The organism is Nonomuraea ceibae, from assembly GCF_019396325.1.
Lineage (GTDB): Bacteria > Actinomycetota > Actinomycetes > Streptosporangiales > Streptosporangiaceae > Nonomuraea > Nonomuraea ceibae.
The window spans coordinates 55,125-81,775 of sequence record NZ_JAHKRO010000029.1 but is presented as its reverse complement, the minus strand read 5'-3'; the positions used below and the strand labels follow the sequence as shown (position 1 = coordinate 81,775).

Sequence of the window (26,651 nt, the reverse complement as noted above, 5' to 3'; positions counted from 1 at the left end):
TGCTCGCCCCCCGCCCCGGCCCCGGCACCGGCGGCGGGCTCGGCGCCCTGCTCGGCCGCACCGCCGAGCCCGCCGCCACCCCCACCGAGACGCTCCAGCCCGCCCTGTTCGCCGTCGAGTACGCGCTCGCCACGCTCGTCCGGTCGTGGGGCGTCGAGCCGGCGATCCTGGCCGGCTACAGCCTCGGCGAGTACGTCGCCGCCTGCCTGGCCGGCGTGCTCACCCTCGACGACGCCGTCGCCCTCGTCACCCACCGCGCCCGCCTCATCGGCGAACTCCCCGAAGGCGCCATGGCCGCCGTGCCGCTGGCCGCCGCCGACGTCCTGGACCGCATCCGCCGCGCCGGCATCACCGGCGTCGGCGTCGGCGCCGTCAACGGCCCCGAGCTCACCGTCCTGTCCGGCGAACCGCAGGCCGTCGCCGCCGCCCGGGCGCTCCTGGAGGCCGACGCGGTGCCGTGCCGGCCGCTCGCCACCACCCACGCCTTCCACTCCGCGATGATGGAACCCCTCCGGGACCGCCTCACCGCGTGGATCGCCGCCCACGTCACCCTCCACCCGCCCCAGATCCCGTACGTGTCCAACGTCACCGGCGAGATCGCCACGGCCGGGCACGTCACCGACCCCGCCTACTGGGCCCGCCACATGTGCGAGCCCGTCCGCTTCCACGACATGCTGCGCACCCTCCTGCGGCACGACGGCGAACCCGCGCTCCTGGAGATCGGGCCCGGCCAGTCGCTGGGCGCCATGGCGCGCGGCCACGCCGACTGCCCGCCGGACCGCTGGCCGCTCGTCGTCGCCACCCTGCCCGGCGCCGCCGACCCGCGCCCCGCCCGCGCCGTGCTCGCCGAGGCCGCCGGGCGGCTCTGGCTCGCGGGCGTCCCCGTCGACTGGGCCGGCTACCGGCAGGACCGGCCCGTCGCCAAGGTCGGGCTGCCCACCTACCCGTTCCAGCGCGAGCGCTTCTGGGTGAACCCGCCCGCAACCCCCACCCTCCCCGCCGCCGCCTCGCCCGCCGCCGAGCTCCCCGCGGACGCCGCGCCCCGGGCCGGGCACGTGTCCCTGCTGTCCCCCCGCTGGACCCCCGCCCCGCCCGCGTCGTCCGAGCTCCAGGCCACCCGCTACGTCCTCCTCACCGACGGCCCCGGCGGCGCCGGCGACACCCTCGCCCGGTCCCTCCGCGCCACCGGCGCCGACGTCGTCACCGCAGTCCCCGGCGACGCCTTCACCGAGACCCCCGACGGCTGCACGTTCGACCCCGCCGACCCCGCCGCCCTCGCCACCCGCCTCACGACGGACGGCCTCACGATCCTCGACCTCCGCCTCCTCACCCCACCGACCGGCCCCGCCACCTCGTACGGCGGGACCGTCCCGTACGGCGAAGCGATCCTGGCGAACGGACCCAGCCTCCCGAACGGGGCCGCATCCCCCACCGTCCCGGCCGGAACCCCCGGCCCCGACGGCGGCGCCGGCCCGGACGGCGGCGACGACCGCGACGGACAGGACGGCGAGGTCGGCCCGGACGGCGGCGACGACCGCGACGGCATCGGCCCCGACGGCGGCAACGCCCACCACACCACCCCCACAGGCCCCTCCACCACCGACGAGCCCGCAACCCCCGACGGGCGTGCGCTCCCCGAAGGGGCCGCTGTCATGGGAGGGGATGGGCGGGGGGCGGTGTTGCCCGTGGCGGCGATGCTGGCGGCCTGGGGGGAGGCGACCGCCGAGACGGCCGCGCGGGTGATCGTCGTGACGCGCGGCGGGCAGGCCGTGGCCGCCGGGGAGCGCCCCGACCCGGGGATGGCCGCCGCCGCGACGCTGCCGATGGTCGCCAACCAGGAGTACCTGAACCTCGACTGCGCCACCGTGGACGTGGCCGGGGACGCGGACGCCGCCGAGGTGGCCGAGGCGCTGGAGGCGGAGCTCCGCACCCCGCCCGGCGACGTCTTCGTCGCCTACCGCCACGGCACCCGCCTGACCCGCGCCTACACCCCCGACGACGCCACCCCGGCGGACGGGGCCCCGGTGCGGCGGGGTGGGACGTACCTGGTGACGGGCGGGCTCGGGGACGTGGGCCTGCTGCTGGCCGGGCACCTGGCCCGCGCCGGGGCGGGCAGGCTGGTCCTGGCCAGCCGGGGCGGCGTGCCGGACGACCCGGGCCACCCGCGGCGGCACGCGGTCGACGCGCTGCGGGAGTTGGGCGTCGAGGTGAGCGCGCCCCGCGTGGACGTCACCGACCCGGCCGCCGTGCGCGCGCTGCTGGCCGGGCTGGACCGGCTGGACGGCGTCGTGCACGCCGCCGCCGTGACCACGCCCGACACGTTCCGCCCGCTGCGCGAGCTGGACGCGGACGCGGTGGCCCGGCACTTCGACGCCAAGGTCGGCGGCGCGCTGGCGCTGGCCGAGGCGCTGGCGGGCACGGAGCTGACGCCGGACTTCTGCGTGCTGTTCGCCTCCACGTCGTCGCTGCTGGGCGGCATCACGTTCGGCAGCTACGCCGCCGCGAACGCGGCGCTGACGGCGATCGCCCACCGCCACCACGGCGGCGCCACCCGGTGGACGGCCGCGAGCTGGGACACCTGGGCGGTGACGCTCGACCGCATCGAGGGCGGCCTGGGCGCGGCGATGGCGGCGCACTCGATGACGGCGGAGGAGGCCCTGGCGGCCTTCGACCGGGTCCGGGCCGGCGCCGCCCCGCACGTCGTGGTCGCCGCGGGCGGCCTCGACGACCGGCTCCCGCGTGCCATGAGCGCGCCGGGCCCGGAGGCGGCCGGGAGCGGCGACCGCTTCCCCCGCCCCGAGCTGCCCCAGCCGTACACGGCCCCGATCACGCAGGCCGAGCGGGACCTGGCGGCGCTCTGGTCGGAGGTGCTGGGCGTGGAGCCCGTCGGCACCCGGGACAACTTCTTCGACCTCGGCGGCAACTCCCTGGTGGCGCTGCAGATGCTGGCGCTGGTGAAGAAGCGGCACGGGATCGCGGTGCCGACGGTGACCCTGTTCGAGGCGCCCACGGTCGCCACGCTGGCCGCCGTGCTCGACGAGCGCCGTTCCACCGCCGCGCCGCAGGCCGAGCCCGTACGGGCCGCGCGGGTGGAGCGCGTCACCGAGGACGACGACCGGCGGATCGCGATCGTCGGGATGGCGGGCCGTTTCCCCGGCGCGCCGGACGTGGACGCGTTCTGGCGGAACCTGCGCGAGGGCGTCGAGTCGATCACGTTCTTCTCCGAGGACGAGCTACTGACCGCCGGGGCCGACCCCGAGCAGGTGCGCGACCCGGCGTACGTGCCGGCGCGGCCGGTGCTGGACGACGTCGGGGGCTTCGACGCGGCGTTCTTCGGGATGAGCCCGCGCATGGCCGCCATCACCGACCCGCAGCAGCGGGCGTTCCTGGAGGTGTGCTGGGAGGCGCTGGAGCAGGCTGGGTACGCCGCGCCGGAGCGGCGGGGCCGGGTCGGCGTGTTCGGCGGCGCCAACATCAGCACCTACCTGCTGAGGATGACCGACCACCTGCTGGGCGCGGGCGGCAAGGCTGGCTTCAGCGACTTCGAAGTGATCATGGGCAACGACAAGGACGCGCTGCCCACGACCGTGTCGTACCTGCTCGACCTGCACGGGCCGAGCGTCGCCGTGCAGACGTTCTGCTCCACGTCGCTGGTCGCCGCGCACCTGGCGGTGCAGTCGCTGCGCAACGGCGAGTGCGAGCTCGCGCTGGCGGGCGGCGTCTCCATCCGGGTGCCGGACCGCGTCGGCCACCTGTACGGGCCGGGCGGGCAGGAGTCGCCCGACGGGCACGTGCGCACGTTCGACGCGCGGGCCAAGGGCAGCATGTTCGGCGACGGCGCCGCCGCCGTCCTGCTCAAGCGGCTGCCGGACGCGCTGCGCGACGGCGACCACGTCTGGGCGGTGATCCGCGGCACGGCGATGAACAACGACGGCGCGCTCAAGGTCGGCTACACCGCGCCCAGCGTCGTCGGCCAGTCGCGGGTGATCGCCGACGCGATGGCCGACGCCGGCGTCACCGGCGAGGACATCAGCTACGTCGAGGCGCACGGCACCGCCACCGAGCTGGGCGACCCGATCGAGGTGGCCGCGCTCGCCCGCGCCTTCGGCCCGACCAGCGAGCGCCGCTACTGCGCGATCGGGTCGGTCAAGACGAACGTCGGCCACCTGGACCGGGCGGCCGGGGCGAGCGGGCTGATCAAGACCGCGTTCGCGATCCGCGACGGCGTGATCCCGGCCAGTCTGCACTACACCAGCCCCAACCCGGAGATCGACTTCGAGTCCGGCCCGTTCTACGTCAACACCGAGCTGTCGCCGTGGCGGACCCGTGACGGCCGCCCGCGCATCGCCGGGCTGAACTCGCTCGGCATGGGCGGCACCAACGTCCACATGGTGATCGAGGAGCCCCCGGCCGTCTCCCGCGACGCCGAGCCGCAGGGCCGCCGCTACCAGGTGCTGCCGGTGTCGGCCCGCGCCGCCGCGGCGGCCGACGAGGCGTGCCGCAGGCTGGGCCGGCACCTGGCGGCCGAGCCGGGCGTCCGGCTGGCCGACGCCGCGTACACGCTGCAGGCCGGGCGGAAGACGTTCGAGCACCGGCGCGCGCTGGTGGCCGCCGACGCGGCCGGCGCGGCGGCCGCGCTGGACGGCGGCGCGGGCCTGCTCTCCCGCACCGACACCGCGCAGGGCCGCCGGGTCGCCTTCCTGCTGGCGGGCGTCGGCGAGCAGTACCCGGGCCTGGCCGCCGACCTGCACCGCCACGAGCCCGCCTTCCGCCAGGCGCTCGACGACTGCCTGGCGGCGCTGGCCGGCGTCATGGACGTGACCGGCGTCGCGGACCTGCTCACCGGCGACCGCGCCGCCGCCCCCGGCCTGGCCGCCCTCCTCGGCCGGGAGACCGCCTCCGGCGGCGGGCCGGACGGGGCGCGGGCCGCGACGCTGGCGCGCACCGAGCTCGCCCAGCCCGCCCTGTTCGCCGTGGAGTACGCGCTGGCGCGCACCCTCATGGCGTGGGGCGTCCAGCCGGAGATCATGCTCGGCTACAGCCTCGGCGAGTACGTCGCCGCCTGCCTGTCGGGCGTGCTCTCCCTCCAGGACGCCGTCGCGCTCGTCGCCCACCGGGCGAAGCTCATCGCCGAGCTGCCCGGCGGGTCGATGCTCGCCGTCTCGATGCCCGCCGCCGCGCTGGCCCGCCGCTTCCGGCTGGAGGAGCGCGGCCTGGACGTCGCCGCCGTCAACGGCCCCCAGGTCACCGTCGTCGCCGGCCCCGCCGAGCCCGTCGCCGCCCTGGCCGCCGAGCTGCGCGCCGCCGAGATCCCGTGCCGCCCCCTGGAGACCAGCCACGCCTTCCACTCCCGCATGCTCGAACCGGCCGCCCACGACCTCACCCAGTGGGTCAAGGCCAACGTCACGCTCAACCCGCCCGCGCTGCCGTACGTGTCGAACGTGACCGGCGACGTCGCGGACGCCGCGCTGGTGTGCGACCCCGGCTACTGGGCGCGGCACATGTGCGCGACGGTGCGGTTCGCCGACGGCGCGGAACGGCTGCTCGCCGACCCGGAGCTGGCCGTCGTGGAGATCGGGCCGGGACAGTCGCTCGGCGCGCTGGTCCGCGCCACCGGCTGCCCGCCCGAGCGGTGGCCGCTGATCACCCACACCATGCCCGGCGCGAGCGACGGCACCCCCGGCGACGAGACGCTGGCCGGCTGCCTGGCCAGGCTGTGGCTGTGCGGCGTCACCCTCGACTGGGACGCCTACCACGGCCGCGACGGCGGCGACGGCGGCGCGGCCGGGGCGCCGGGCCGGATCCCGCTGCCCACCTACCCGTTCCAGCGGCAGCGCCACTGGATCGACCCGCCCGCCCGCGCCAAGGCCGTCGCCGCCGAGCCGGAGGACCTGTTCGAGGCCGTCGCCGGGCTGCCCAAGCTGCCCGAGGACCGGTGGCTCTACCTGCCCGTGTGGCGGCAGACCGCCGCCCCCGCGCCCGCCACCGCTCAGCCGGGCTCCTGGCTGGTGTTCACCCGCGACGGCCTGGCCGACGAGGCCGCCCGCAGGCTGGCCGCCACCGGCGCCACCGTCACCCTGGTCCGCCCCGGCGACGCCTACACCGCGACCCCGGACGGCCACACGGTCCGGCCCGGCAGCGTCGACGACCTCCTCGCCCTGCTGCGCGACCTGCGCGCCGCCGGCCGGCCGCTGGAGCGCGTCGTCCACCTGTGGTCGCTGGAGCCGGGCCCGCACGAGCTCACCGTCACGCGCGGCCTGCACACGCTCGTCGCGCTCGCCCGCGCCGCCGGCGAGTCCGGCATCGGCGGCTGGTCGCTCGACGTGGCCGTCTCCGGCACCCAGCAGGTGCTCGGCGAGGAGGTCGCCGACCCGTCCGGCGCCACCCTGGCCGGACCCTGCCTGGTGATCCCGCTGGAGTACCCCGGCGTGACCACCCGCCTCGTCGACCTGCCCGGCGACCCGGCCGCGACCGACCTGGACGCGCTCACCGCCGAGCTGGCCCGCCCGCACGGCGACCGCACCGTGGCGCTGCGCCGGGGCCGCCGCTGGCTGCCCGGCTACGACCCGATGCCCGTGCCCGACGCCCCCGACCCGCTGCGCGACGGCGGCGTCTACCTGATCACCGGCGGCCTGGGCGGCATCGCCCTCGGCCTGGCCGGTCACCTGGCCCGCGAACGCGCCGCCAAGCTCGTCCTGCTCGCCAGGACCGGCCTGCCGCCCCGCGCCGAATGGCCCGCCGTCCTCTCGGGCGAGCGGCACGCCGGGGAGACCACCAGGCGGCGCGTCGCCGAGGTCACCGCCCTCATCGAGGCGGGCGCCGAGGTCGAGCTCGTCACCGGCGACGCGGCTTCCGCCGCCGACGTGCGCCGCGCCGTCGACGCCGCCCTCGACCGGTTCGGCGCGCTGCACGGCGTCCTGCACGCCGCCGGGGTCCCCGCGATGGGGCTCATGCAGTTCAAGCGGCCCGAGGAGCTCGACGACGTGCTCGCCCCCAAGGTCGGCGGCGTCCACGCCGTCGCCGAGGCGCTGCGCATCGGCGAACCCGGCGAGATCCCGCTCGACTTCCTCGCCCTGTTCTCCTCCATCACCTCCGCCACCGGTGGCGGCCCCGGCCAGGTCGACTACTGCGCCGCCAACGCCTACCTGGACGCCTACGCCTGCCGGCTGGCCGCCACCGGCCGCCGCGTCGTCGCCATCGGCTGGGGCGAATGGACGTGGAACGCCTGGGAGGCCGGGCTCGACGGCTACGAGGAGGCGCTGCGCGACTTCTTCCGCGACAACCGGGCCAGGATCGGCATCGGCTTCGACGACGGCTGGCGCTCCCTGCGGCGCGCCCTGGCCACCGGCGAGCCGCGCGTCGTCGTCTCCACCCAGGACTTCCCCACCCTCGTCGCCGGCAGCGCCCGCTTCACCCTGGAGGCGGTGACCTCGCCCGGCCTGGGCGGGACCGGCGGCGAACGGCACCCCCGCCCCGAACTGCTCACCCCCTACCAGGAGCCGTCCGGCCACGCCGAGGAGACCATCGCCGCGATCTGGGCGGAGTCGCTGCGGCTGGAACGCGTCGGCGTGCACGACAACTTCTTCGAACTCGGCGGCAACTCCCTGCTCGGCGTCTCGATCGTGGCGGCGGTCCGCCGCGCGTTCGAGCTGGCCGAGCTGCCGCCGCACATCCTCTACGAGTCGCCCACCGTGGCCGCGCTCGCCGGCACCGCCGAGGCCCTGGCCTCCGGCACGGCGCCCGCGGCCGCCGACCCAGGCGGCAGCCAGGTCCGCGCGCAGCTGCGCAGATCCGGGCTCGAAGCCTCCGCCGCCCGCAGACGCGGCCGGTGACACCCCAACCTGAAGGAGCGGACATGACCGTGATCGGCGTGATCGGCGCCGGCGTGATGGGCGTCGGCGTGGCCCAGAACCTCGCCCAGACCGGCCACGAGGTCGTCCTGGTCGACAAGGACGAGCGCATCCTCGCGGACGCGCTGGCCACCATCGGCCGCAACGCCCGGATGAGCCGCCTCATGGGCGGTCCCGCCCTGGACCCCGACGAGATCCTGTCGAGGATCACCACCGCCGTCGGCGCCGCCGGCGCCGCCAAGGCGAGCCTCGTCATCGAGAACGTGACGGAGAACTGGGACGTCAAGCGGGAGGTGTACGAGACGCTCGACGCCGAGTGCGGGCCCGACACCGTCTTCGTCGTCAACACCTCGGCCATCCCCATCACCAAGATGGCGGCCGTCACCGGCCGCCCCGACAAGGTCATCGGCGTGCACTTCATGAACCCGGTGCCCGCCAAGCCCGTCGTGGAGCTGATCCCCGGCTTCCACACCTCGCCCGAGACGATCCAGCGCACCAGGGACCTGCTGACGGCGATGGGCAAGAAGGCCGTCGACGTCAAGGACTCGTGCGGCTTCATCTCCAACCGGGTCCTCATGCTGACCGTCAACGAGGCCGCCTACCTGGTGCACGAGGGCGTCGCCGACGCCGAGTCGGTGGACGAGGTGTTCCGCGGCTGCTTCGGCCACCCGATGGGCCCGCTGGAGACCGCCGACCTGATCGGCGTCGACACCATCCTCTACAGCGTCGAGGTGCTCTACGAGCACTACGCCGACAGCAAGTACCGTCCCTGCCCGCTGCTCAAGCAGATGACCGACGCCGGCCTGCACGGACGCAAGTCAGGCCGCGGCTTCTACACCTACACCACCCAGAGCTGAAGGAGTCACCCATGTCCAGCAAGACCCAGATCCTCGACTTCATCCGCGGCCGTTACCCGCAGGCGGAGATCGACGAGTCGCAGGACATCTTCGCGCTCGGCTTCGTCAACTCCCTGTTCGCCATGGAGCTCGTCATGTTCGTCGAGAAGACGTTCGGCGTCACCATCCCCAACGAGGAGCTGCGCATCGACAACTTCCGCACCGCCGACGCCATGTCCGCGCTGGTGGCGCGGCTCACCTCCGACCTGGCCGTCGCGTGACCCTCACCAGCACGGCGCCCGCTCCGGCGGGCGCCGCCCCCGTCACCGGCCGCAGCTCGGCCCGCGCGTTCGTGGACACCCACGTCGTGCCGTACGCCGACGCCTACGACAGCAGCGGGCGCGTCCCCGAGGACCTGCTGCGACGGGCCGCCGAAGCCGGGCTGTGGGACCCGCTGTCGATGGACATGGTCACGCTCGGCGAGGTGCACGAGGAGGTGGGCCGGGGCTGCTCGTCGCTGCGCAGCCTGCTGACCGTGCACACGATGGTGTCGTGGACGCTGCGCCGCTGGGGCACCGACGCGCAGCGCGACCGCTGGTCCGCGCCGCTCGCCGCCGGGGACGCGCTCGGCGCGTTCTGCCTGTCGGAGCCCGGCGCCGGCAGCGACGCCGCCGGCATCACCACCACCGCCACCCAGACGGGCGACGGCTGGGTGATCGACGGGGTGAAGACGTGGACGACCGGCGGCCAGCGGGCCGACGTGTTCCTCGTCTTCGCCCGCACCGCCACCAGCATCGGCGCCTTCCTGGTGCCGAGGGACACGCCGGGCGTGACGGTCACGCCGATCGACGACATGCTCGGCACCCGCGCGTCCATGCTGGCGACGATCACGTTCGACGGCGTCGCCCTCGGCCCCGACGCGCTGCTCGGCCCGAGCGGGTTCACCGCCGGCATGGTCCTCACCGGCACCCTCGACCTCGGCCGCTACAGCGTCGCCGCCGGGTCGCTCGGCATCGTCCAGGCGTGCCTGGAGGCGTCGGCCGGCTACGCCGCCCGCCGCGAGGTCGGCGGCCGGCCCCTGGCCGAGCTGCCGCTCATCCAGGCCAAGCTCTCCGACATGGTCACCGACGCGCGGGCGGCCCGGCTGCTCGTCGCCGAGGCCGGCCGGCTCAAGGACGCCGGCGAGTCCGCCACGATCATGGCCACCTGGGTGGCGAAGTACTTCGCCTCCACCGCCGCGGCCAGGCACGCCTCCGAGGCCGTCCAGATCCACGGCGCCAGCGGCTGCGCCCCCGGCTCCCCGGTGGCGCGCTTCTACCGTGACGCCAAGGTCATGGAGATCATCGAAGGCAGCAACGAGGTCCAGCGGATCACCATCGCCGGCCAGGCAGAACGGGAGACGACCAGATGACCGTGACCACCGAGCGGCCAGGCGCGCTGCCCGCCAAGCCCGCCCGCGGCCGCATCAAGTGCATCGTGTGGGACCTCGACAACACGCTGTGGAACGGCGTCCTGCTGGAGGACGGCGACGTCACCGTGCGCCCCGCCGTGGTCGAGCGCATCCACGAGCTCGACCGCAAGGGCGTGCTGCACTCCGTCGCCAGCAAGAACGACCACGACACGGCCATGGCCAAGCTGCGCGAGCTCGGGCTGGAGGACATGTTCCTGCACCCGCAGATCAACTGGAACGCCAAGTCGGAGTCCATCAAGGTCATCGCCAAGGCGCTCAACCTCGGCCTGGACGCGTTCGCGTTCGTCGACGACCAGGAGTTCGAACGCGCCGAGGTCGCCCACGAGGTGCCCGACGTCACCTGCGTCGACATCCTGGACCTGGAGGAGGCGCTGGCCAGGCCCGAGTTCCGGCCCCGGTTCGTCACCGACGAGTCGGCCCAGCGGCGCGCCATGTACCAGGGCCAGATCGCCAGGGACGAGCTGGAGCAGGAGTTCGTCGGCACCAGCGAGGAGTTCCTCGCCGGGCTCGGCATGACGTTCACCATCGCGCCCGCCCGCCGGGAGGACCTGCAGCGGGCCGAGGAACTGACCGTCCGCACCAACCAGCTCAACTCCACCGGCCGCACCTACTCCTACGACGAGCTCGACGCGCTGCGCGAGTCACCCGACCACCTGCTCCTCGTCGCCTCGCTCACCGACAGGTTCGGCAGCTACGGAAAGATCGGGCTGGCCCTGGTGGAGAAGGAGGAGAAGAGCTGGCGGCTGTGCATGATGCTCATGTCGTGCCGGGTCATGTCACGCGGCGTGGGGATGGTGCTGCTCAACCACATCCTGCGGCTGGCGGCCGAGGCGGGCGTCGCCGTCCGCGCCGACTTCGTGGAGACCGGCCGCAACCGCATGATGCAGATCACGTACGCCTTCGCCGGGTTCAGGGAGGTGAGCCGGGACGGCGCGCAGGTGGTGCTGGAGGCCGATCTGGACGCCGTGCAGCCGCCTCCCGCCTACGTGAAGCTGGAGATCGCCGAATGAGGGACCGACCATGACCGTCCATGATCTGACCAGCGACGACGTGCTCGTCCGCTGGCTGCCGTTCCGGACGCTCACCGGGGCCGAGCCGGGGGCGCTGCCGCTCTACTGCCTGCCCCACGCCGGCGGCGCCGCCTCGGCGTTCCGGCTGTGGCAGCGCAAGCTCCCGGGCGTCGCCGTCCAGCCGGTGCAGCCGCCCGGCCGGGAGGGGCGGCACAAGGAGCCGCCGTACCTGAGCATGCCGGAGCTCGTCTCCGACCTGGCCGACGTGGTGCTCGCCGACGTCGAGCTGTCGGCCGCCGGCCGCCGCTACGCCCTGTACGGGCACAGCCTCGGCGGGCTGGTGGCCTTCGAGCTCGTCCGGGAGGTCCGGCGGCGCGGCGGGCCGGAGCCGGTGCACCTGTTCGTCTCCGGCGCCGACGCCCCGCACGTCACCTACGAGCCCGGCCCGCCGGTGCGCGGGATGAGCGGGCCCGAGGTCGTCGCCCTGCTGCGCCGGCTCGGCGGGACGCCCGAGTGGCTGCTGTCCGACCCGGAGGCGCTGGCGATGATCCTGCCGGCCGTCCAGGCGGACTTCACCGTCAAGGAGACGTACGTGTACCAGGAGGAGCCGCCGCTGGACGTGCCGATCTCGGCGCTGCCCAGCGCGTCGGACCCCCGGGTCGCGCCGGAGAAGGTGGCGCGCTGGCGCGACCAGACGGCCGCCCCGTTCGCGCTGCACCCGTTCGACGGCGGCCACTTCGCCGTCTTCGAGCAGGCGGCGCGCACGCACCGCCTCGTCGCCCAGGCGCTGCGCCCGTGGGTGTGACCAGCCGGCGGGTCTGGGGGGACCCGCCGGCCCCACCCCCCACGGCGTCCGCCGAACCCTCCGGCCCCCGCACGCCGCGCACCCTCCCGAGGTCGCGCGCCGCCGTGCGGGGGCCCGCTCCTTCCGGGAACGCCGGGAACGCCGGCGTGGAGGCCCGGGTGTCGCCTGTGGGAGTCCCCGGCGGCGGGGTGCGGGTGTGGCGGGTCGATCTGGACCGGCCGGACGCCGCCCGGGGATGGCGGCTGCTGTCCCAGGACGAGCGCGAGCGCGCGCTGGGGTTCGCGGACGGCGGGGAGCGCCGCCGCTACGTGGTGGCGCACGCGGCGCTGCGCGCGATCCTGGGGCGGGCGCGCGGCGCCGACCCGGCGGGGCTCGGGTTCGGCCGGGACGAGGCCGGGCGGCCGTGCCTGGCGGACGGCGGCGGGCCGGACTTCAACCTGTCGCACTCCGGCGGCTGGGCGCTCGTCGCCGTCGCCCCGCCGGGCGGCCGCGTGGGCGTCGACGTGGAGCGCGTCCGCGCCGACGCCGACCACCTGGCCCTCGCCCGGCGCTTCTACCAGCCCGAGGAGGCCGACCGCGTGCGCGCCGAGGGCCCGGACGCGTTCTTCCGCCTGTGGACCGTCAAGGAGGCGTACGTGAAGGCGTCCGGCGCCGGCCTGGCCGCCCTGAGCGACGTCGTCGTACGCGAAAGGAGCGCGACGCACGCCACCGTGCTGTCACGCTCCTCGCGCTTCCCCGAGTGCCACGCCCACCCGCTGGACGTGGCCCCCGGCTACCGCGCCGCCGTGGTGGTCACGACCGCTTGGACACCGGCACCACGTACCGGCTGAACACCAGCTCGCGCAGCACGTCGTCGCCGCCCTCGACGATCGACACGTACCGCATGTCCCGCAGCAGCTTGCCGATGACGGACTCGTGCGTGTAGCCGAGCCCGCCGAACATCTCCGACGCGGTCGAGGCGATCTGCCACCCCGTCTGCCCGCAGAACATCTTCGCCGTCAGCGCCTGCTTGAGCGTGCCGAGCCGCAGGAACTCCTCGCCCGCGTCCGGCCGGGCGGCGATGGCGTCGTAGGCGCGCGCCGCCGCCAGGCACTGGTTGGCCATGACCTCGATCTGCATCTCCATCTGCCCGAGCCGGCTGGCGAACACGGCGTTGCCGGTCAGCGGCGCCCCCTTGACGGTCTTGGCGGCGCCGTACTCCATGCACACGTCACGCACCCGACGGGCGATGCCGAGGGCGGTGGCCGCGATGAGGATGCGGCTGGCGTTCAGCCCCACCTCCAGCAGCCGCAGCCCGTTGCCGCGCAGCACGTTCGCGGCCGGGACGCGGACGCCCGACAGCGACACCTGGTAGGTCGCGGACGAGCGCAGCCCGATCACGTCCCAGCGCTTGTCCACGGTGATGCCGGGCGTGTCGCGCGGCACCAGCACGGCCAGGTAGCCGGCCGGGTCGTCCTGGGCGCGCGCCACGACGACGAGGAAGCGGGCGAAGTCGGTGTTGGTGGAGAACGCCTTGGTCCCGTCGAGGACGACGTCGCCGCCCTCGGTGCGCGCGGTCGTGGTGATCCTGGCCAGCTCGCTGCCCGCGGCGTGCTCGCTGCCGAGGGTGGCGGCGAAGCCGTTGGTCGCCACGAGGTCGCCGAGGTGGCGCTTGGCGAGCTCCTCGCCGCCGTACCACGTCACCATGCTCGTGGTCAGGATCGGGATGAACAGGGTGAAGGCCACCCCGGCGTCGGCGTAGGCGAGCTCGGCGGTGATGCGCACGCTCTCCTCCAGCCCGAGGCCGGGCCCGCCTGCCTCCTTGGGCAGCCACCAGTTGGCCAGGCCGGTGGCGCCGAACCGCTCGTACAGCGGCAACGGCGCCTCGGCCAGCGAGTCCAGGTACGCGTCCTTGCCCGCCAGCTCGCGGCGGGCGAACCCCTGCACGGTCCTCAGGTACGCGGGCTGCTTCATGGGTCGCTCACTCCTGTTCGTCGCGGGCGTCGAGCAGCTCGGCGAGCTGGCGCACCGTCGGGCACTCCAGCAGGCCGGTGACCGGCACCGACGCGTTCAGCGCCTTGCGGACGCGGGTGGTGAGCTCGATGGCCAGCAGCGAATGCCCGCCGAGCTCGAAGAAGTTGTCCAGGGCGCCGATCGGGTCGATGCCGAGCACGCGGGACCAGATCGCGGCCAGCGTGGCCTCGGTGCCCTCGCGCGGCTCCACGTAGGCGTTGTTCAGCTCGGGGCGCGGGTGCCGCTCCTGGTCGTCATCGTCGTCGCCGGCCTCGTGGATGTCGCCGGTGACCCACTGGGCGATGCGGGCGTCCAGGGAGCCGGTCGAGATGACGAAGTGGCCGGCGTGCCCGGCGGCCGACAGCGCCCGCTCGAACACGTCCACGCCCTCGGCGGGCGTCATCGCGTAGTCGACGACGGCGCCGCTGTGGCCGGCCACCCGGTCGGGGTCGATGTTCCAGGTGTCCCAGTCGACCGTGACCCACCGCCCGCCGCCGCTGGTGCGGGCCACCCGCACGTACGCGTCGAGCGCGGCGTTGGCGGCGGCGTACGGGCCGAGCGTCATGCCGCCGAGCACGGCCGCGATGGACGACAGCGTGATGCGCCGGTCCGGGCAGTGGTCGCCGAGCACCTTCTGCAGCACGTGGAATCCGGTCACCTTGGCCGCCAGGTGGGCGTCGCACTGCTGGCGGTCCATCAGGTGGGCGAAGTTGAAGTAGGCGCCGTCCTGCACGCCGGCGCCGTGCACGACGACGTCGATGCCGCCGAACCGCTCGACCGCCTCGGCCACGACGGCGCGCATGCGCTCCTCGTCGGCCACGTCGGCCGACAGGGCCAGCACCGTCGCGCCCCGGCTCTCCAGGTCGCGGATGTTGCGGATGTGGCGGGCGGTCCGCTCGCCGCCGGGAGGCACGTCCGCCAGGTAGGCGTCCCACTCCTGCCGGGGCGGCAGCGGGGAGCGGCCGGTGAGCACCAGCCGGCAGCCGTACGCGTCGGCCAGGTGGCGGGACAGGACGAGCCCGACGTCGCCGAGGCCGCCGGTGATCAGGACGGTGTCGCCGTCGCGGAACGGCCGCCGCGCCGGGTCCGGCTCGGCGATGGGGAACGGCTCGTAGTGGCGCAGCCACGTCTCGCCCGCGCGCACGGCCATCGGGCCCTCGTGCTCGCAGACGGCCGCGGCCAGCGCGGCCTCCACCCCGCCGGCCAGGTCGCCCAGGTCGTCGAGGTCGTCGAGGTCGTCGAGATCGACGTGGCGGCAGCGCAGGCGCGGGTTCTCCTGCTGGAGGCTGGGGGCGAGCGCCGCCAGCGTGGCGTGCTCGGGGTGGCGCAGCTCGGCCCCGGCGACGTTCACCGCGTGGGAGGTGAGCAGGACCAGTTCCGCCCGGGGCGCGGACCCGGTGTTGTCGACGAGCTCGCGGGCCAGCTCCAGCGCCGAGTAGAAGCCGCGGTCCTGTTCGGCGGCGAAGTGCGCCACCGGATCGGCGCCGGGTCCGGGCTCGGCGGCGGCCAGGCTGAAGCCGTGCACGATCGCGCGCGGGCTGACGACCAGCGAGTACAGCAGTTCGGCGAGGTCGCCGGCCTTGCCGGAGCGGATGGTGAAGCTGCCGTCGTCGTGCTGCTCGAACCGGTCGCCGTCACGCACGGCGGTCACCTCGGCCCCGGCCCGCGTCAGCCGCTCGACCAGGGCTTCGCCGCGCCCGTCGGCGGTGAGCACCAGCCACGGCCCGGCCTCGCGCAGCCGCTCGTCGAGCCCTTCGGCGGGCAGCGGGCGCTGCTTCCACGACGGCAGGTGGGTCCACCGCGACCGGTCGAACGTCTTGCCCTCGCCCGCCGGCTGGCGCTGCTGCCCGGTGGGCGGCTTGACCCAGAACCTGCGCCGCTGGAACGGGTAGGTCGGCAGCTCGACGCGCCGCCCCTCGCCGCCGTGCAGCTTGGCCCAGTCGACGACGCTGCCGGCCAGCCAGAGCCGCGCCAGCGCCGACAGCAGCCACGAGGCGGCGTCCACGCCCTCCTCGGGGGTCACCGTCAGCTCCACGGCCTGCGCGTCGCCGTCGACGACCTGGACGCCGATCCCCGTGAGCCCGTCGGCCAGCGCGCTGAGCGCCTCGTCCCGTCCCGCCGTCCCGGCGGGGGCGGGCTGGCCGAGCACCGAGGACGCCGCCGCGCGCAGCTCCGCCCACCAGGAGTCCGGGGTCCCGTCCTCCGGCGCGGCCAGCCGTACCTTGGGGTTGCGCCGCTGGGTCTTGCCGTCGATCCAGCGGGACGGGTCGGCCAGCGCGGCGAGCGCGTCGTCGCGGTCGCGGCAGACGACGGCGCGGCGCAGCGCGAACGCGCCCCGCGACACCTGGAGCGTGAACGCCACGTCCGCCAGGTCGGAGCGGTCGCCGGTCAGGTGCCGGCGCAGCCGCTCGGTCAGGTCCGTCAGCGCCTGGTCGTCGGCGGCGGAGAACACCAGCAGGTGCGGGCCGGGCCTGGCGGGCCGCTCCGGCCGGGGCGGCGCCTGCTCCATCACCACGTGCGCGTTGGTGCCGCCGAGCCCGAACGAGCTCACCCCGGCCCGGCGCGGGTGCGGGCCCTCCGGCCAGGGCCGGTTCTCGGTCAGCACGGTGAAGCGGTCGCGCGCCGACGCCAGCGCCGGGTTCGGTGTCTCGTAGCCGGGCGTGCCCGGCAGCAGCTCGTGCTTGAGAACGAGCGCGGCCCGCATCAGCCCGGTCACGCCGGAGGCGCGGTCGAGGTGGCCGAGGCTCGGCTTGACCGACCCCAGCACCGTCGGCGTCTGCCCGGCCTGCGTGAACACCCGGCTCATCGCCGCCAGCTCGATCGAGTCGCCCAGCATGGTGCCGGTCGCGTGGCACTCGACGTAGCCGACGGTCTCCGGCTTGACCCCGGCCACGCCGAGCGCCGACTCGATCACCTCGGCCTGGCCGTCCACGCCCGGCGCCGTGTAACCGGCACGCAGCCGGCCGTCGTTGTTGGACGCCGACCCGAGGATCACCGCGTGGATCACGTCGCCGTCGGCCAGCGCGTCGGACATGCGCTTGAGCGCCACCGCGCCCGCGCCGCTGCCCATGACCGTGCCGCCCGCCTCGGCGTCGAAGCTGCGCACCCGCCCGTCGGGCGACATGATGCCGCCCTGCTCGTACAGGTAGCCGGCGGGCTGGGGGAGCGGCGTGAACGCGCCGCCCGCCACGGCCACGTCGCACTCGTAGGTGAGCAGGCTCTGGCACGCCAGGTGCACGGCCACCAGCGACGTCGAGCAGAACGTCTGCACCGACACCGACGGCCCGCGCAGCCCCAGCTTGTAGGAGACCAGCGAGGCCAGCGAGTCGCGCTCGTTGCCGACGGCCATGAGCAGCGCGCCGCCCGGCTGCGAGGTGAGGTGCTGGATGTTCTGCACGACGTAGTCGGGGAAGCCGCAGCCGCCGAACACGGCGACCTGGCCGGGTACGTCCGTCGGGCAGTAGCCGGCGCCCTCCAGCGCCTCCCACGAGCACTCCAGGAACAGCCGGTGCTGCGGGTCCATCGTCTCGGCCTCGCGCGGGTTGATGCCGAACACCCCGGCGTCGAACCGGTCGAGCCCGTCCAGCGGGCCGCCGACGCGCACGTAGCGCGGGTCGGCCAGCGTGCCCGGGTCCACCCCGGCCTCGCGCAGCTCCTCGTCGGTGATCGTCCGCAGGCCCTTGACGCCCGCCAGCAGGTTGTCCCACAGCTCGGCGACGCCCGAGGCGCCCGGGAAGCGCCCGGACATGCCGATCAGCGCGACCGCGGAGTCGTAGTCGGTTCCGGTCATGATGTCCTTCCGCTCCTGAGCATGTTGCGCCGCTGCGCGATCCTGGACCGCTGCTGCTCGCGGGCCTCGGCCGGCTGCTCGCCCGCCTCCTCGCCCGCCCTGGCCGCCTCGGCCAGCGAACTGATCGTCGGGGCCTGGTAGAGGATGTGCGGCGGCAGGTAGGACAGCTCCAGCGCCTTGCGCACCTCGGCGATGATCTCCATGCCGAGCAGCGAGTTGCCGCCGAGCTCGAAGAAGTTGTCATGCACGCCGACCTGCTCCAGGCCCAGCGCCTCGATCCACACCTGGGCGATGGCCTCCTCGGCGGGCGACTGCGGCTCGACGTAGGCGGTCGACAGGTCGGGTCTCGGGTGGCGGCCGAAGGCGTCGCGGATCTTCTTCACCGTCGCCTGGTGGCTCTCGATCGACGAGCGGCGGCTCATCGCCACCATCGGCGCGAAGTCCTGCGTGGACGCGACCACGTGCCGCTCGCCGCTGGCCAGCGCCCGCAGCAGCGTCTGCCAGCCCTGGTCGAAGGTGAGGCCGAAGTTCTCCCGGTACCACTCGAAGTACTGCCGGGAGCCCTCGTCGTAGTTGTCGAGCCCGTCGGTCCAGCCGTTCCACGTCCACTCGCACCAGTCGATGGAGGTGACGGTCACGCCGGGCAGCGGGTCGCTGAGCGCGAAGGAGTCCAGGAACGCGTTCGCCGCGCAGTAGTCCACCTGGCCCGCGCCGCCGCCGGTCGCCGACGTCGTGGACGAGAACAGCGCCAGGAAGTCCACCGGCCGCTCGCGCAGCACCTCGGCCAGCGCCAGCGTGCCGGCCACCTTCGGCGCCAGCACCCGGTCCATGTCGGCGACGGTCTTGAACTGCATGAGGCCGACCGCTGGCACGCCCGCGCAGTGCAGGACGCCGTTGAGCTCGCCGAACCGCTCCACCGCCGCCTCGACGGCGCGGCGTACGTCCTCCACGCGGGAGACGTCGCCCGCCACGGTGAGCACGGCCGAGCCGGCCGCCTCCAGGCGGCGCAGGCCCTCCAGCCGCCTGCGGACCTCGCCCGCGGCGCTCCCGGCGGCCAGGATCGACTCCCACTCCTCGCGGGGCGGCACGGGGGTGCGGCCGAGCAGCACCAGCCGCGCCCGGTACTGCTCGGCCAGCCTCTCGGCCATCGCCAGGCCGATGCCGCCGAGCCCGCCGGTGACCAGGTACACGCCGCCTTCACGGACGCGCGCCGCGGGCTCGGCCGCGTCGATGACGGCGGCGTCGAGCACCTCGTAGTCGGGGATCCAGCGGCGGCCGCCGCGCAGCGCGACCACCTGGTCGGCCGGGTCGGCGCGCAGCTCGGCGAGCAGCGCGGCCGTGACCGAGCCGGGGTCGAGGTCGATCAGCCGGGTGCGGGCCTTGGGGTACTCGACGGGGATCAGCCGGGTCGGGCCGAGCAGGGTGCCGCTCGCGGCGTCGACGCGGTCGCCCGGGTGCACGCGGTGCGCGCCGGTGGTGACGATGTCCAGGCTCCAGCCGGGCAGCCCCAGGTCGCCGGAGGCACGGGCGAAGGCGACCAGCGTGTGCAGGCCGCGCCGCAGGCTCTCGCCGATGGGCCGCTCGCCGCCGGCGTTCCACAGGTGCACGACCCGTTCGGGCGTCCAGTCGCGGCCGGTCAGCTCGCGCAGCGCCGAGACGGCGTCCTCGGGCGAGCCGGGCCGCACCCGCAGCCCGTCCGGGCCGCTGGAGAACTCCTCGCCCGGCCGCACCAGCACCACCTCGCGGCCGGTCGCCGCCAGGTGCGCCAGCAGCGGCGCGGCCAGCGCGTCCGCGGCGCCGTCGTCGGTGTAGACGAGCCAGCGGGACGCCTCCTCGGCCACCGGCGGGCGGGTCGTGGTCTCGCGCCAGACGGGCGCGTGGATCCACCGCGTGTCCGGCAGCCGGGGGTAGGCCTTGGCGATGCTCTTCGGGTCGCTCTCGTCGAACGCCGCCGCGCCACCGCCGCCGCCCAGCGCCGACTCGTCGATCTCCAGCCAGTAGTCCTGGTGCTCGAACGGGTAGGACGGCAGCGGGACGCGGCCGGGCGTCCAGCCCTCGTGCAGCGCCGCCCAGTCGACCGGCACGCCGGTCAGCCACAGCTTGGCCACCGCCGTGGCCAGCGCCGCGCCCGCGTCCTGCGTGTCGCCGGCGGCGGGCAGCGTGGTGACGATGAGCGGCCAGCGGCCGCGCTCGCAGGCCGGGTGGCCGCGCGTCAGCGCGCCCAGCGACTGGCCGGGCCCGATCTCGGCCAGCGCCAGCTCCGGGATGCCCAGCACGTGGTCCAGGCCCGCCCCGAACTCGACGGTCTCGCACATGTGGCGCGCCCAGTAGCCGGGGTCGGTCACGTCCTGTGCCGTCGCGGGCGCGCCCGTCACGTTGCTCAGGTACGGCAGCGCGGGCGGGCGCAGCGTGATGTTGTCGGCGATCCACGCGGTCAGCTCGGCGGCGACCGGCGCGAGCATCCGCGAGTGGAAGGCGTGCGTGGTCTCCAGCCGCCGGTGGCCGATCTTGGCCTCCAGCAGCCGGGCCGCGGCCGCCTCGACCGCGTCCACCGGCCCGGCCAGCACGAGCTGGGAGCCCGCCCGCACGGCCACGTCCAGCTCGCGCATGCCGTCGTCGCCGAGCAGCGCGGCCAGGCGCCGCTCGTTCGCCGAGACGGCCAGCATCGCGCCCTCGGGCTGGGAGGTGATGAGCTTGGCCCGGTAGGCGACCAGCCGCAGCGCGTCGGGCAGCGACAGCACGCCCGCCAGGCAGGCGGCGACGTACTCGCCCAGGCTGTAGCCGATCATGATCTCGGGGGTCAGCCCCCACCGCATGAGCCGGCGCGCCAGCGCGTACTCGGCGACGAACACGGCGGGCTGCACCAAGTGCGCGTCCGTCGTGGAGCGCGGCGCGCCGCCCGTGGCCCGGCCCAGCAGCCTGGCCAGATCGCTCTCCTGCTCCGCGGCGGGCCCGGCGGGCGCGAACACGTCCGAGAGCTGCTCGGGGCCGGTGAGCCCGAGCACGGCCAGGCACTCGTCCACGTCCGCGCGGAAGCCCGCGTCCTCGGCGTAGAGGGAGGCCACCATGCCCGGGTACTGCTCGCCGACGCCGGCGATGAGGAAGCCGACCTTACGGCCGACCGTCGCGTCCGTACGGCCCAGCGGCCCGGCCGGGTCGGCCAGCAGCTCCGCCGCCTGGCCCGCCGAGTCGGCGACCACGACCTTGCGGTGGTTGAACACCTTGCGCCCGGCCTGCAGCGTGTACGCAACGTCGGCCAGGTCGTCGGCCGTGGCGGCCAGGTGCTCGGCCAGGCGGGCGCAGGAGCGTTCGGCGGCGGCGGCCGAGCGGGCCGACACCGGCAGGATCTGCCAGCGGTGCGGGCGGGCCGGCCGCTCGGCGGGCAGCGGCGCCTCGGTGACGATCGCGTGCGCGTTCGTGCCGCCCATGCCCAGCGAGCTGATGCCCGCGATGCGCGGCCGCTCGTCGCTGCGCGGCCACGGCGTCGGCTCGGCGGTGACGCGGAACGGGCTGGCGGCGAAGTCGATCTCGGGGTTGGGGGAGCGGTAGTGCAGCGTGCCGGGGATCAGCTCGTTGCGCAGCGACTGGACGACCTTGATGAGCCCGGTCACGCCGGAGGCCCGGTCCAGGTGGCCGACGTTCGGCTTGATCGAGCCGAGCACGCAGTACTGCTTGCGCTCGGTCTCGCCGAACGCCCGGGTCAGCGCCGCCACCTCCATCGGGTCGCCGACCTCGGTCGCGGTCCCGTGCGCCTCCACGTAGGAGATGTCGGCCGGGTCGACGCCCGCGCGCGCCAGCGCCGACGACACGCAGCGACGCTGGCCGTCGATGCTGGGCGCCAGGTAGCTGAACTTTATCGCGCCGTCGTTGTTGATCGCCGAGGCGCGCAGCACGGCGAAGACCGTGTCGCGGTCGGCGACCGCGTCCGAGAGGCGCTTGAGCGTCACCACCGCGGCGCCGTCGCCGAACATGCTGCCCCGGCCCTCGGCGTCGAACGTGCGTACGTGCCCGTCGGGCGACTCCTGGCCGCCCTCCTCCCACAGGTAGCCGATCCGGTCCGGGATGCGCACCGACACGCCGCCGGCCAGCGCCATGTCGCACTCGCCCCGGCGCAGGCTCTCGCTCGCCAGGTGCACCGCGACCAGCGACGTCGAGCAGAACGTCTGCACCGAGATGCTGGGCCCGTTCAGGTCGAGGCGGAAGGAGACGTTCGTGGCCAGCGAGTCCTTGTCGTTGCCGATCATCAGGGCGGAGGTGTCGATGCCCATCTCGAACGCCCTGAGCCGGGTCAGCAGGTAGCCGCTGATGTTCATGCCGGCGAACACGCCGACGCTGCCGCGGTTCTCGGGGGCGGCGTACCCGGCCGTCTCCAGCGCCTCCCACACGCACTCCAGGAAGATGCGCTGCTGCGGGTCGGCGAGCGTGGCCTCGCGCGGGTTGTAGCCGAAGAACCCCGCGTCGAAGCCGCGGATGTCGTCCAGGATCGGCCGCGACCTGACGTAGTTCGGCTGCTGGAACGTGGCCGGGTCGACGCCCGCGCTGATCAGGTCCTCGTCGGAGAAGCGCGTGAACGACTCCACGCCGGTGCTGATGTTGCGCCAGAACGTCCCGATGTCGGTCGCACCGGGGAAGCGCCCGGCCATGCCGATGATCGCGATGTCGCCCGGTGAATGTCCGTGATCCATCAACCTGCCTCTATTCACTGGAGTTGCGGTACTCACAACAGCCCGCCACGGCCCCAGCCGCGGGCGAGCCTGCGGGCGGCGAACACGCCCGACAGCAGGCCGATCGCCAGCACGACGCCCGCCGGGCGCAGCGTCCCCGCCACGTCCCCGGCGACCGCGGACTGCATCATCACCAGCGCCCAGTAGCCGGGCGACGCGTGCGCGGCCAGCTGCGCCCATTCGGGCATGAGGCTCAGCGGGACCAGCGCCCCGCCCAGCGAGCTGAGCGTGAGCGCCCCCACGTCGGAGATGACGCTGAGCTCGCCGTGGCTGCGCACCAGCGTGGCCAGCGCCGCCCCGATCGCCAGCAGCGCGAACGCCCAGATCAGGATCGCCAGGAACACCAGGTGCGGCATCGACGGCACGGGCAGCCCGATCGCCAGGCAGCCGTAGACGAGCAGGATCGCCTGCTGGGCGACCATCACCACGAACAGCGGCAGCGTCTTGCCGACGAGCAGCTCGGCGGCCGGGGCGCGGGTCACCCGCAGCCGGTCCCAGGTGCGCCAGGTGCGCTCGGACAGGATGGCGTTGCCCGCCAGCGAGATCGCGAAGACGGAGAACATGACCATCAGGCCGGTGGCCACCTGGGTGGCGCCGCCGTCCAGCGCCCGGACGTACAGGGGCTTGAGCACCAGCATGAGGACCATCGGCATGGCCACGTAGCTGATCATCTGGCCCGGGTCGCGCAGCCGCAGCGTCATGTTGTGCCTGGCCAGGGCGCCGATGCGGTGCGCGGACCCGAGCAGGGAGCCGAGCCGGCCCGGGCCGGGACGTGAGACGTCAAGGAGCATCGTGGACCGCCAGGGATCGGTAGAGGTCGTCCAGGGAGGCGTTGCGCACGTCGACCGAGCTGATCGGCCGGTCGGTGCGGTGCAGCAGGTCGATGAGCGTCGCCGCCGGGTCGGAGGTGGAGATCCTGATCTCCTCCTCGTCCTCCAGCGTCACCCGCACCTCGCCCGGCAGGTCCCTGGCCAGCTCCTCGTAGGTGCCGCGGGCGATGACCCGGCCGTCGCGCGCCACCGCGATCGTGGCCTGCAGCTCGGTCAGCTCCGGCAGGTAGTGGGTGGTGTAGACGACGGCCGCGCCCTCGCCGGCGCGCTGCTTGACGACGTCGAGCATCGCCTGCCGGGTCTCCAGGTCGGCGCCCGCGGTGGGCTCGTCCAGGAGCAGCAGGGCGGGCCGGTGCACGAGCGCGGTCGCGGCCTGCGTGCGCCGCTGCTGGCCGCCCGAGAGCTTGCCGGCCCGGCGGTCCATCAGGTCGGTGAGCCGCAGCATCACCGCGAGGTCGTCGATGGCCGAGCTCAGCGCGGCCCGGCGCAGGCCGGACAGCCTGCCGTACAGTTCCAGGTGCTCGCGGACGGTCGCCGACGGATAGAGCGCGAGATGCTGGGGCGCCACGCCGACCTGGCCGCGTACGGCGGAGGGCGGCTTGCCGTCGATGGTCACCGTGCCGCCGTCCTGGCGGATCAGGTGCGACACGATCTCGACGAAGGTCGTCTTGCCCGCGCCGTTGTGTCCCAGAAGCCCGACGATCTCTCCGGCGGCCACGCTCAGCGTGAATCCGTCGAGTGCCTGGATTTCGCCATACCGTTTGACGAGGCCGGTTGCCACCAGCAACGTGTCACCTCCCCATATTCAATGGAATAAGCAGGTGAGTGGGGGTTGAATCCATGTTCGTCTCACGGTAGCGACAAATATCGGGCCGCCCGGTGGCAGCTAGTTGCCGGAAAAACCGGTCACCGCGCTGAGGTACAGATTTATTGGCTTTACCGGCTAATCTGACTTATATGCAGGTTGGTTCGTTGATCGCCGCCGGATACGACTGCGAGATTTTCGACGCCGGCCCCGGCCGCGTCGTCCGCCGCTCGCGCGACGGCCGCAGCCTCGAACGCGAGGCCGCCGTCATGCGCCACGCCAGGCGGCACGGCTTCCCCGCCCCCGAGGTCTACGACGCCGACGGGGGCGACATCCTCATGGAGCACGTCGCCGGGCCGAGCCTGCTCGAGGAGACGGCCCGCGACCCCGGCCGCGCCGCCGAGCACGGCGCGCTGCTCGCCGGGCTGCTGCGGCAGCTCTCGGCCGTGCGGGCGCCCGGCTGGCTGCGCGCCGCCTCCGGCCGCCCCGGCAACCGGCTGCTCCACCTCGACCTGCACCCCGGCAACGTGCTCGTCACGGCCGACGGCCCCCGGGTGGTCGACTGGGCCAACGCCGCCCGGGGCGCGCCCGGCGTCGACGCCGCCTGCACCTGGCTCATCCTCGCCACCGCCCCCGTCGCCACGCCGGAGCTCGCCGGCGCGCGGGCCGGGCTGCTCGCCGCCTTCCTCGACGGCGTCGACCCCGACGCCGCCCGCCCGCACCTCGGCTCCGAGGCCGCCCGCCGCCTGGCCGAACGCGACCTGCCCGCCGGCGAGCAGGACGCCATCGCCCGCTTCCTGGCCGACGCCGGAGCCCCGTGACCCGCACCCTCCGCCCACGTCCGCATCAGCCCCCCACGGAGGTCGACATGGCAGAGCACCGCGACGTGCGGGCCTCGGACGCCGACCGCGAGGCCGCCGCCCGCCGCCTGCGCACGGCGGTCGAGGAAGGCTGCCTCGACCTTCCCGAGTTCGACGACCGCGTCGGCCGGGCGCTCGGCGCCACCACCCGCGGTGAGCTGGCCGTGCTCCTCGCCGACCTGCCCGCCGAACCCCGCCCGGCCCCGCTGCCCGCCCGCCCCGCCGGGACGCCGCGGTGGCTGAGGACGCTCTGGGCCGTGTGGGGCGCGATACTCGCCGTCAACGTCGTGGCCTGGGGCGTGGTCAGCGTCGCCGAGGCGTGCCCCGCCGAGTTCTGGCCCAAGGACCTGCTCGGCCCCGCCCTCGTGCTCGCCGTCGTCACCGCCGTCAACGCCGCGCGCCGGCGCGGCACGCCCCCGGGCGGGCTCTCAGGGGGCGGGGCGTGAGCGCACCGGCCCCTCCCGGGGGTGAGCGGCGCGGCGAGGTCGACCTGCTGCGGGTCCTCGTCGTCGCCGGGCTGGTGCTGTTCCACTCCGCGCTCGTCTTCGACGCCCGCGACGACTTCTACGTCAAGAACGCCGAGACCACCGGCCTCACCCTGGTCGTCTCCGTCCTCGGCGTCCTCTGGGCGATGCCGCTGCTCTTCTACGTCGCCGGGCTCGCCGCCCGCCACTCGCTGAGCCGCCGCGGCCCCGCCCGCTACGCCGCCGAACGGTTACGCCGGATCGGCGTGCCCCTCGTGTTCGCCACCGTGGCCGTCGTCCCGGTGCCGCAGTGGCTGCGCCTGCGCGCCGACCCCGCCTACCACGAGTCCTACCTGGAGTTCCTGCCCCGGTTCTTCCGGATCGAGCTGGACCCGGCCCAGTTCCCGTTCGTGCTCCAGGGCGAGCATTTCGAGACCGGGCACCTGTGGTTCCTGGTGCTGCTGCTGACGTTCTCGCTGCTGCTGGCCGCCGTCGCCCGATGGGGACCCGCCTGGCGGCCGGGGGAGCGGATCGCCGCCCTCGCCGACCGGCGCGGCGCCGTGCTGCTCGCCGCGCTGCCCCTCGCCCTGATCAGCGCGCTCCTCGGCCTGGAGGAGGAGTACGCGGGCTGGAGCCGGTGGGCGTACCTGGTCTTCTTCGCCTACGGGTTCGCCTTCGCCGCCGACCACCGCTTCCGCCGGGCGCTCCGCCGCGACCTGCGCCTGGTCGCCGCCTGCGGGCTCGTGCTGTTCGCGGCCGGGGTGCCGGTGCTGCTCGGCGCGGGCGACGACGCCTTCACCGCCGCCACGCCTCTCGCCCTCGTCGGCCGCGCCCTCTACGGGGCCGCCGGGTGGTGCTGGCTGCTCACCATCCTCGGCGCCCTCGACCGCCCCGCCGCCCCCGCCGTTCCCGCCGCCACCGCCGTTCCCGGCACGGCGAGCGCGGGCCGGGCTCCCGTCGGGCCGGGCGTGCGGCGCTACCTGGCCGAGGCGGTGCTGCCCCTGTACGTGCTGCACCAGCCGGTGGTGGTCGCGGTCGCGTTCTGGGTGGTGCGGATGGAGGCGCCCATCGCGGTCAAGTACGTGATCATCGCGGTCGTGTCGTCGGCCCTGACGCTGCTCGCCTACGACCTGCTGGTGCGGCGGACCCGGGTGACGCGGTTCCTGTTCGGCATGCGTACCCGGGAGAAGGCCGCGGCGGCCGAGCGCGCGTGA

General features: G+C 74.9%; 15 protein-coding genes. 10 read left to right on the top strand and 5 right to left on the bottom strand.

Annotation, left to right across the window (positions count from 1 at the left end; all coding sequences use genetic code 11):
• The 7 genes from KME80_RS20275 to KME80_RS52770 form a co-directional block, all read left to right on the top strand.
• The coding region (locus tag KME80_RS20275) for a type I polyketide synthase (RefSeq protein ID WP_219507383.1) at positions 1 to 7,832 on the top strand (7,832 nt) is incomplete at its 5' end.
• A gap of 23 nt (positions 7,833 to 7,855) precedes the next feature.
• Positions 7,856 to 8,707 carry a 3-hydroxyacyl-CoA dehydrogenase family protein gene (locus KME80_RS20270; RefSeq protein ID WP_219507382.1) on the top strand — a complete coding sequence of 284 codons (852 nt, stop codon included), beginning with the start codon at positions 7,856 to 7,858 and terminating at the stop codon, positions 8,705 to 8,707.
• An 11-nt stretch (positions 8,708 to 8,718) separates the two neighbouring features.
• On the top strand, positions 8,719 to 8,967 hold the full coding sequence (locus KME80_RS20265) for an acyl carrier protein (protein ID WP_219507381.1): 249 nt from the start codon (positions 8,719 to 8,721) through the stop codon (positions 8,965 to 8,967).
• Positions 8,964 to 10,097, top strand: a complete 1,134-nt coding sequence (locus KME80_RS52775; RefSeq protein WP_219507380.1) for an acyl-CoA dehydrogenase family protein — start codon at positions 8,964 to 8,966, stop codon at positions 10,095 to 10,097. The genes KME80_RS20265 and KME80_RS52775 overlap by 4 nt, the downstream gene beginning before the upstream one ends.
• Complete coding sequence (locus tag KME80_RS20255) at positions 10,094 to 11,167, top strand: HAD-IIIC family phosphatase (protein ID WP_219507379.1); 1,074 nt, start codon at positions 10,094 to 10,096, stop codon at positions 11,165 to 11,167. The genes KME80_RS52775 and KME80_RS20255 overlap by 4 nt, the downstream gene beginning before the upstream one ends.
• A gap of 10 nt (positions 11,168 to 11,177) precedes the next feature.
• Positions 11,178 to 11,972: a thioesterase II family protein gene (locus tag KME80_RS20250; protein ID WP_219507378.1), complete on the top strand. Its 795-nt coding sequence runs from the start codon at positions 11,178 to 11,180 to the stop codon at positions 11,970 to 11,972.
• Between the two features lie 158 nt (positions 11,973 to 12,130).
• Positions 12,131 to 12,802, top strand: coding sequence for a 4'-phosphopantetheinyl transferase family protein (locus KME80_RS52770; protein ID WP_219507377.1), 672 nt, complete (start codon positions 12,131 to 12,133; stop codon positions 12,800 to 12,802).
• On the opposite strand, the gene KME80_RS20240 is transcribed toward KME80_RS52770, so the two are convergent.
• Genes KME80_RS20240 through KME80_RS20220 form a run of 5 tightly spaced genes read right to left on the bottom strand, consistent with a single transcriptional unit; the run spans position 12,765 to position 24,089 of the window.
• The gene (locus tag KME80_RS20240; protein ID WP_219507376.1) at positions 12,765 to 13,925 is read right to left on the bottom strand and encodes an acyl-CoA dehydrogenase family protein; all 1,161 of its coding nucleotides are present in this window, start codon (positions 13,923 to 13,925) and stop codon (positions 12,765 to 12,767) included. The two genes, KME80_RS52770 and KME80_RS20240, sit on opposite strands and share 38 nt — an antisense overlap.
• Positions 13,926 to 13,932: 7 nt before the next feature.
• Positions 13,933 to 17,754, bottom strand: coding sequence for an SDR family NAD(P)-dependent oxidoreductase (locus KME80_RS20235; RefSeq protein WP_219507374.1), 3,822 nt, complete (start codon positions 17,752 to 17,754; stop codon positions 13,933 to 13,935).
• Positions 17,751 to 22,439, bottom strand: a complete 4,689-nt coding sequence (locus KME80_RS20230) for a type I polyketide synthase (RefSeq protein WP_219507372.1) — start codon at positions 22,437 to 22,439, stop codon at positions 17,751 to 17,753. The genes KME80_RS20235 and KME80_RS20230 overlap by 4 nt, the downstream gene beginning before the upstream one ends.
• A gap of 32 nt (positions 22,440 to 22,471) precedes the next feature.
• Positions 22,472 to 23,269 carry an ABC transporter permease gene (locus KME80_RS20225; protein WP_219507370.1) on the bottom strand — a complete coding sequence of 266 codons (798 nt, stop codon included), beginning with the start codon at positions 23,267 to 23,269 and terminating at the stop codon, positions 22,472 to 22,474.
• Positions 23,259 to 24,089 carry an ABC transporter ATP-binding protein gene (locus KME80_RS20220; protein ID WP_308125846.1) on the bottom strand — a complete coding sequence of 277 codons (831 nt, stop codon included), beginning with the start codon at positions 24,087 to 24,089 and terminating at the stop codon, positions 23,259 to 23,261. Before KME80_RS20220 ends, KME80_RS20225 begins: the two co-directional genes overlap by 11 nt.
• A 176-nt stretch (positions 24,090 to 24,265) precedes the next feature.
• Between KME80_RS20220 and KME80_RS20215 the strand changes: the two genes are divergently transcribed.
• Genes KME80_RS20215 through KME80_RS20205 form a run of 3 tightly spaced genes read left to right on the top strand, consistent with a single transcriptional unit; the run spans position 24,266 to position 26,651 of the window.
• The gene (locus tag KME80_RS20215) at positions 24,266 to 24,934 is read left to right on the top strand and encodes a phosphotransferase (protein ID WP_219507367.1); all 669 of its coding nucleotides are present in this window, start codon (positions 24,266 to 24,268) and stop codon (positions 24,932 to 24,934) included.
• A gap of 47 nt (positions 24,935 to 24,981) precedes the next feature.
• A complete protein-coding gene (locus KME80_RS20210; protein ID WP_219507365.1) occupies positions 24,982 to 25,419 on the top strand; it encodes a DUF1707 SHOCT-like domain-containing protein in 438 nt (145 codons plus the stop codon).
• The gene (locus KME80_RS20205) at positions 25,416 to 26,651 is read left to right on the top strand and encodes an acyltransferase family protein (protein WP_219507364.1); all 1,236 of its coding nucleotides are present in this window, start codon (positions 25,416 to 25,418) and stop codon (positions 26,649 to 26,651) included. The genes KME80_RS20210 and KME80_RS20205 overlap by 4 nt, the downstream gene beginning before the upstream one ends.

What these genes read in the sequence shown, in the direction of transcription:
- KME80_RS20210 (WP_219507365.1), top strand. Translation starts at nt 24,982, where the DNA reads ATGGCAGAGCACCGCGACGTGCGGGCCTCGGACGCCGACCGCGAGGCC.
- KME80_RS20240 (WP_219507376.1), bottom strand. Translation starts at nt 13,925, where the DNA reads ATGAAGCAGCCCGCGTACCTGAGGACCGTGCAGGGGTTCGCCCGCCGC.
- KME80_RS20215 (WP_219507367.1), top strand. Translation starts at nt 24,266, where the DNA reads ATGCAGGTTGGTTCGTTGATCGCCGCCGGATACGACTGCGAGATTTTC.
- KME80_RS20255 (WP_219507379.1), top strand. Translation starts at nt 10,094, where the DNA reads ATGACCGTGACCACCGAGCGGCCAGGCGCGCTGCCCGCCAAGCCCGCC.
- KME80_RS20265 (WP_219507381.1), top strand. Translation starts at nt 8,719, where the DNA reads ATGTCCAGCAAGACCCAGATCCTCGACTTCATCCGCGGCCGTTACCCG.
- KME80_RS20250 (WP_219507378.1), top strand. Translation starts at nt 11,178, where the DNA reads ATGACCGTCCATGATCTGACCAGCGACGACGTGCTCGTCCGCTGGCTG.
- KME80_RS20235 (WP_219507374.1), bottom strand. Translation starts at nt 17,754, where the DNA reads ATGACCGGAACCGACTACGACTCCGCGGTCGCGCTGATCGGCATGTCC.
- KME80_RS20225 (WP_219507370.1), bottom strand. Translation starts at nt 23,269, where the DNA reads ATGCTCCTTGACGTCTCACGTCCCGGCCCGGGCCGGCTCGGCTCCCTG.
- KME80_RS20270 (WP_219507382.1), top strand. Translation starts at nt 7,856, where the DNA reads ATGACCGTGATCGGCGTGATCGGCGCCGGCGTGATGGGCGTCGGCGTG.
- KME80_RS20230 (WP_219507372.1), bottom strand. Translation starts at nt 22,439, where the DNA reads ATGGATCACGGACATTCACCGGGCGACATCGCGATCATCGGCATGGCC.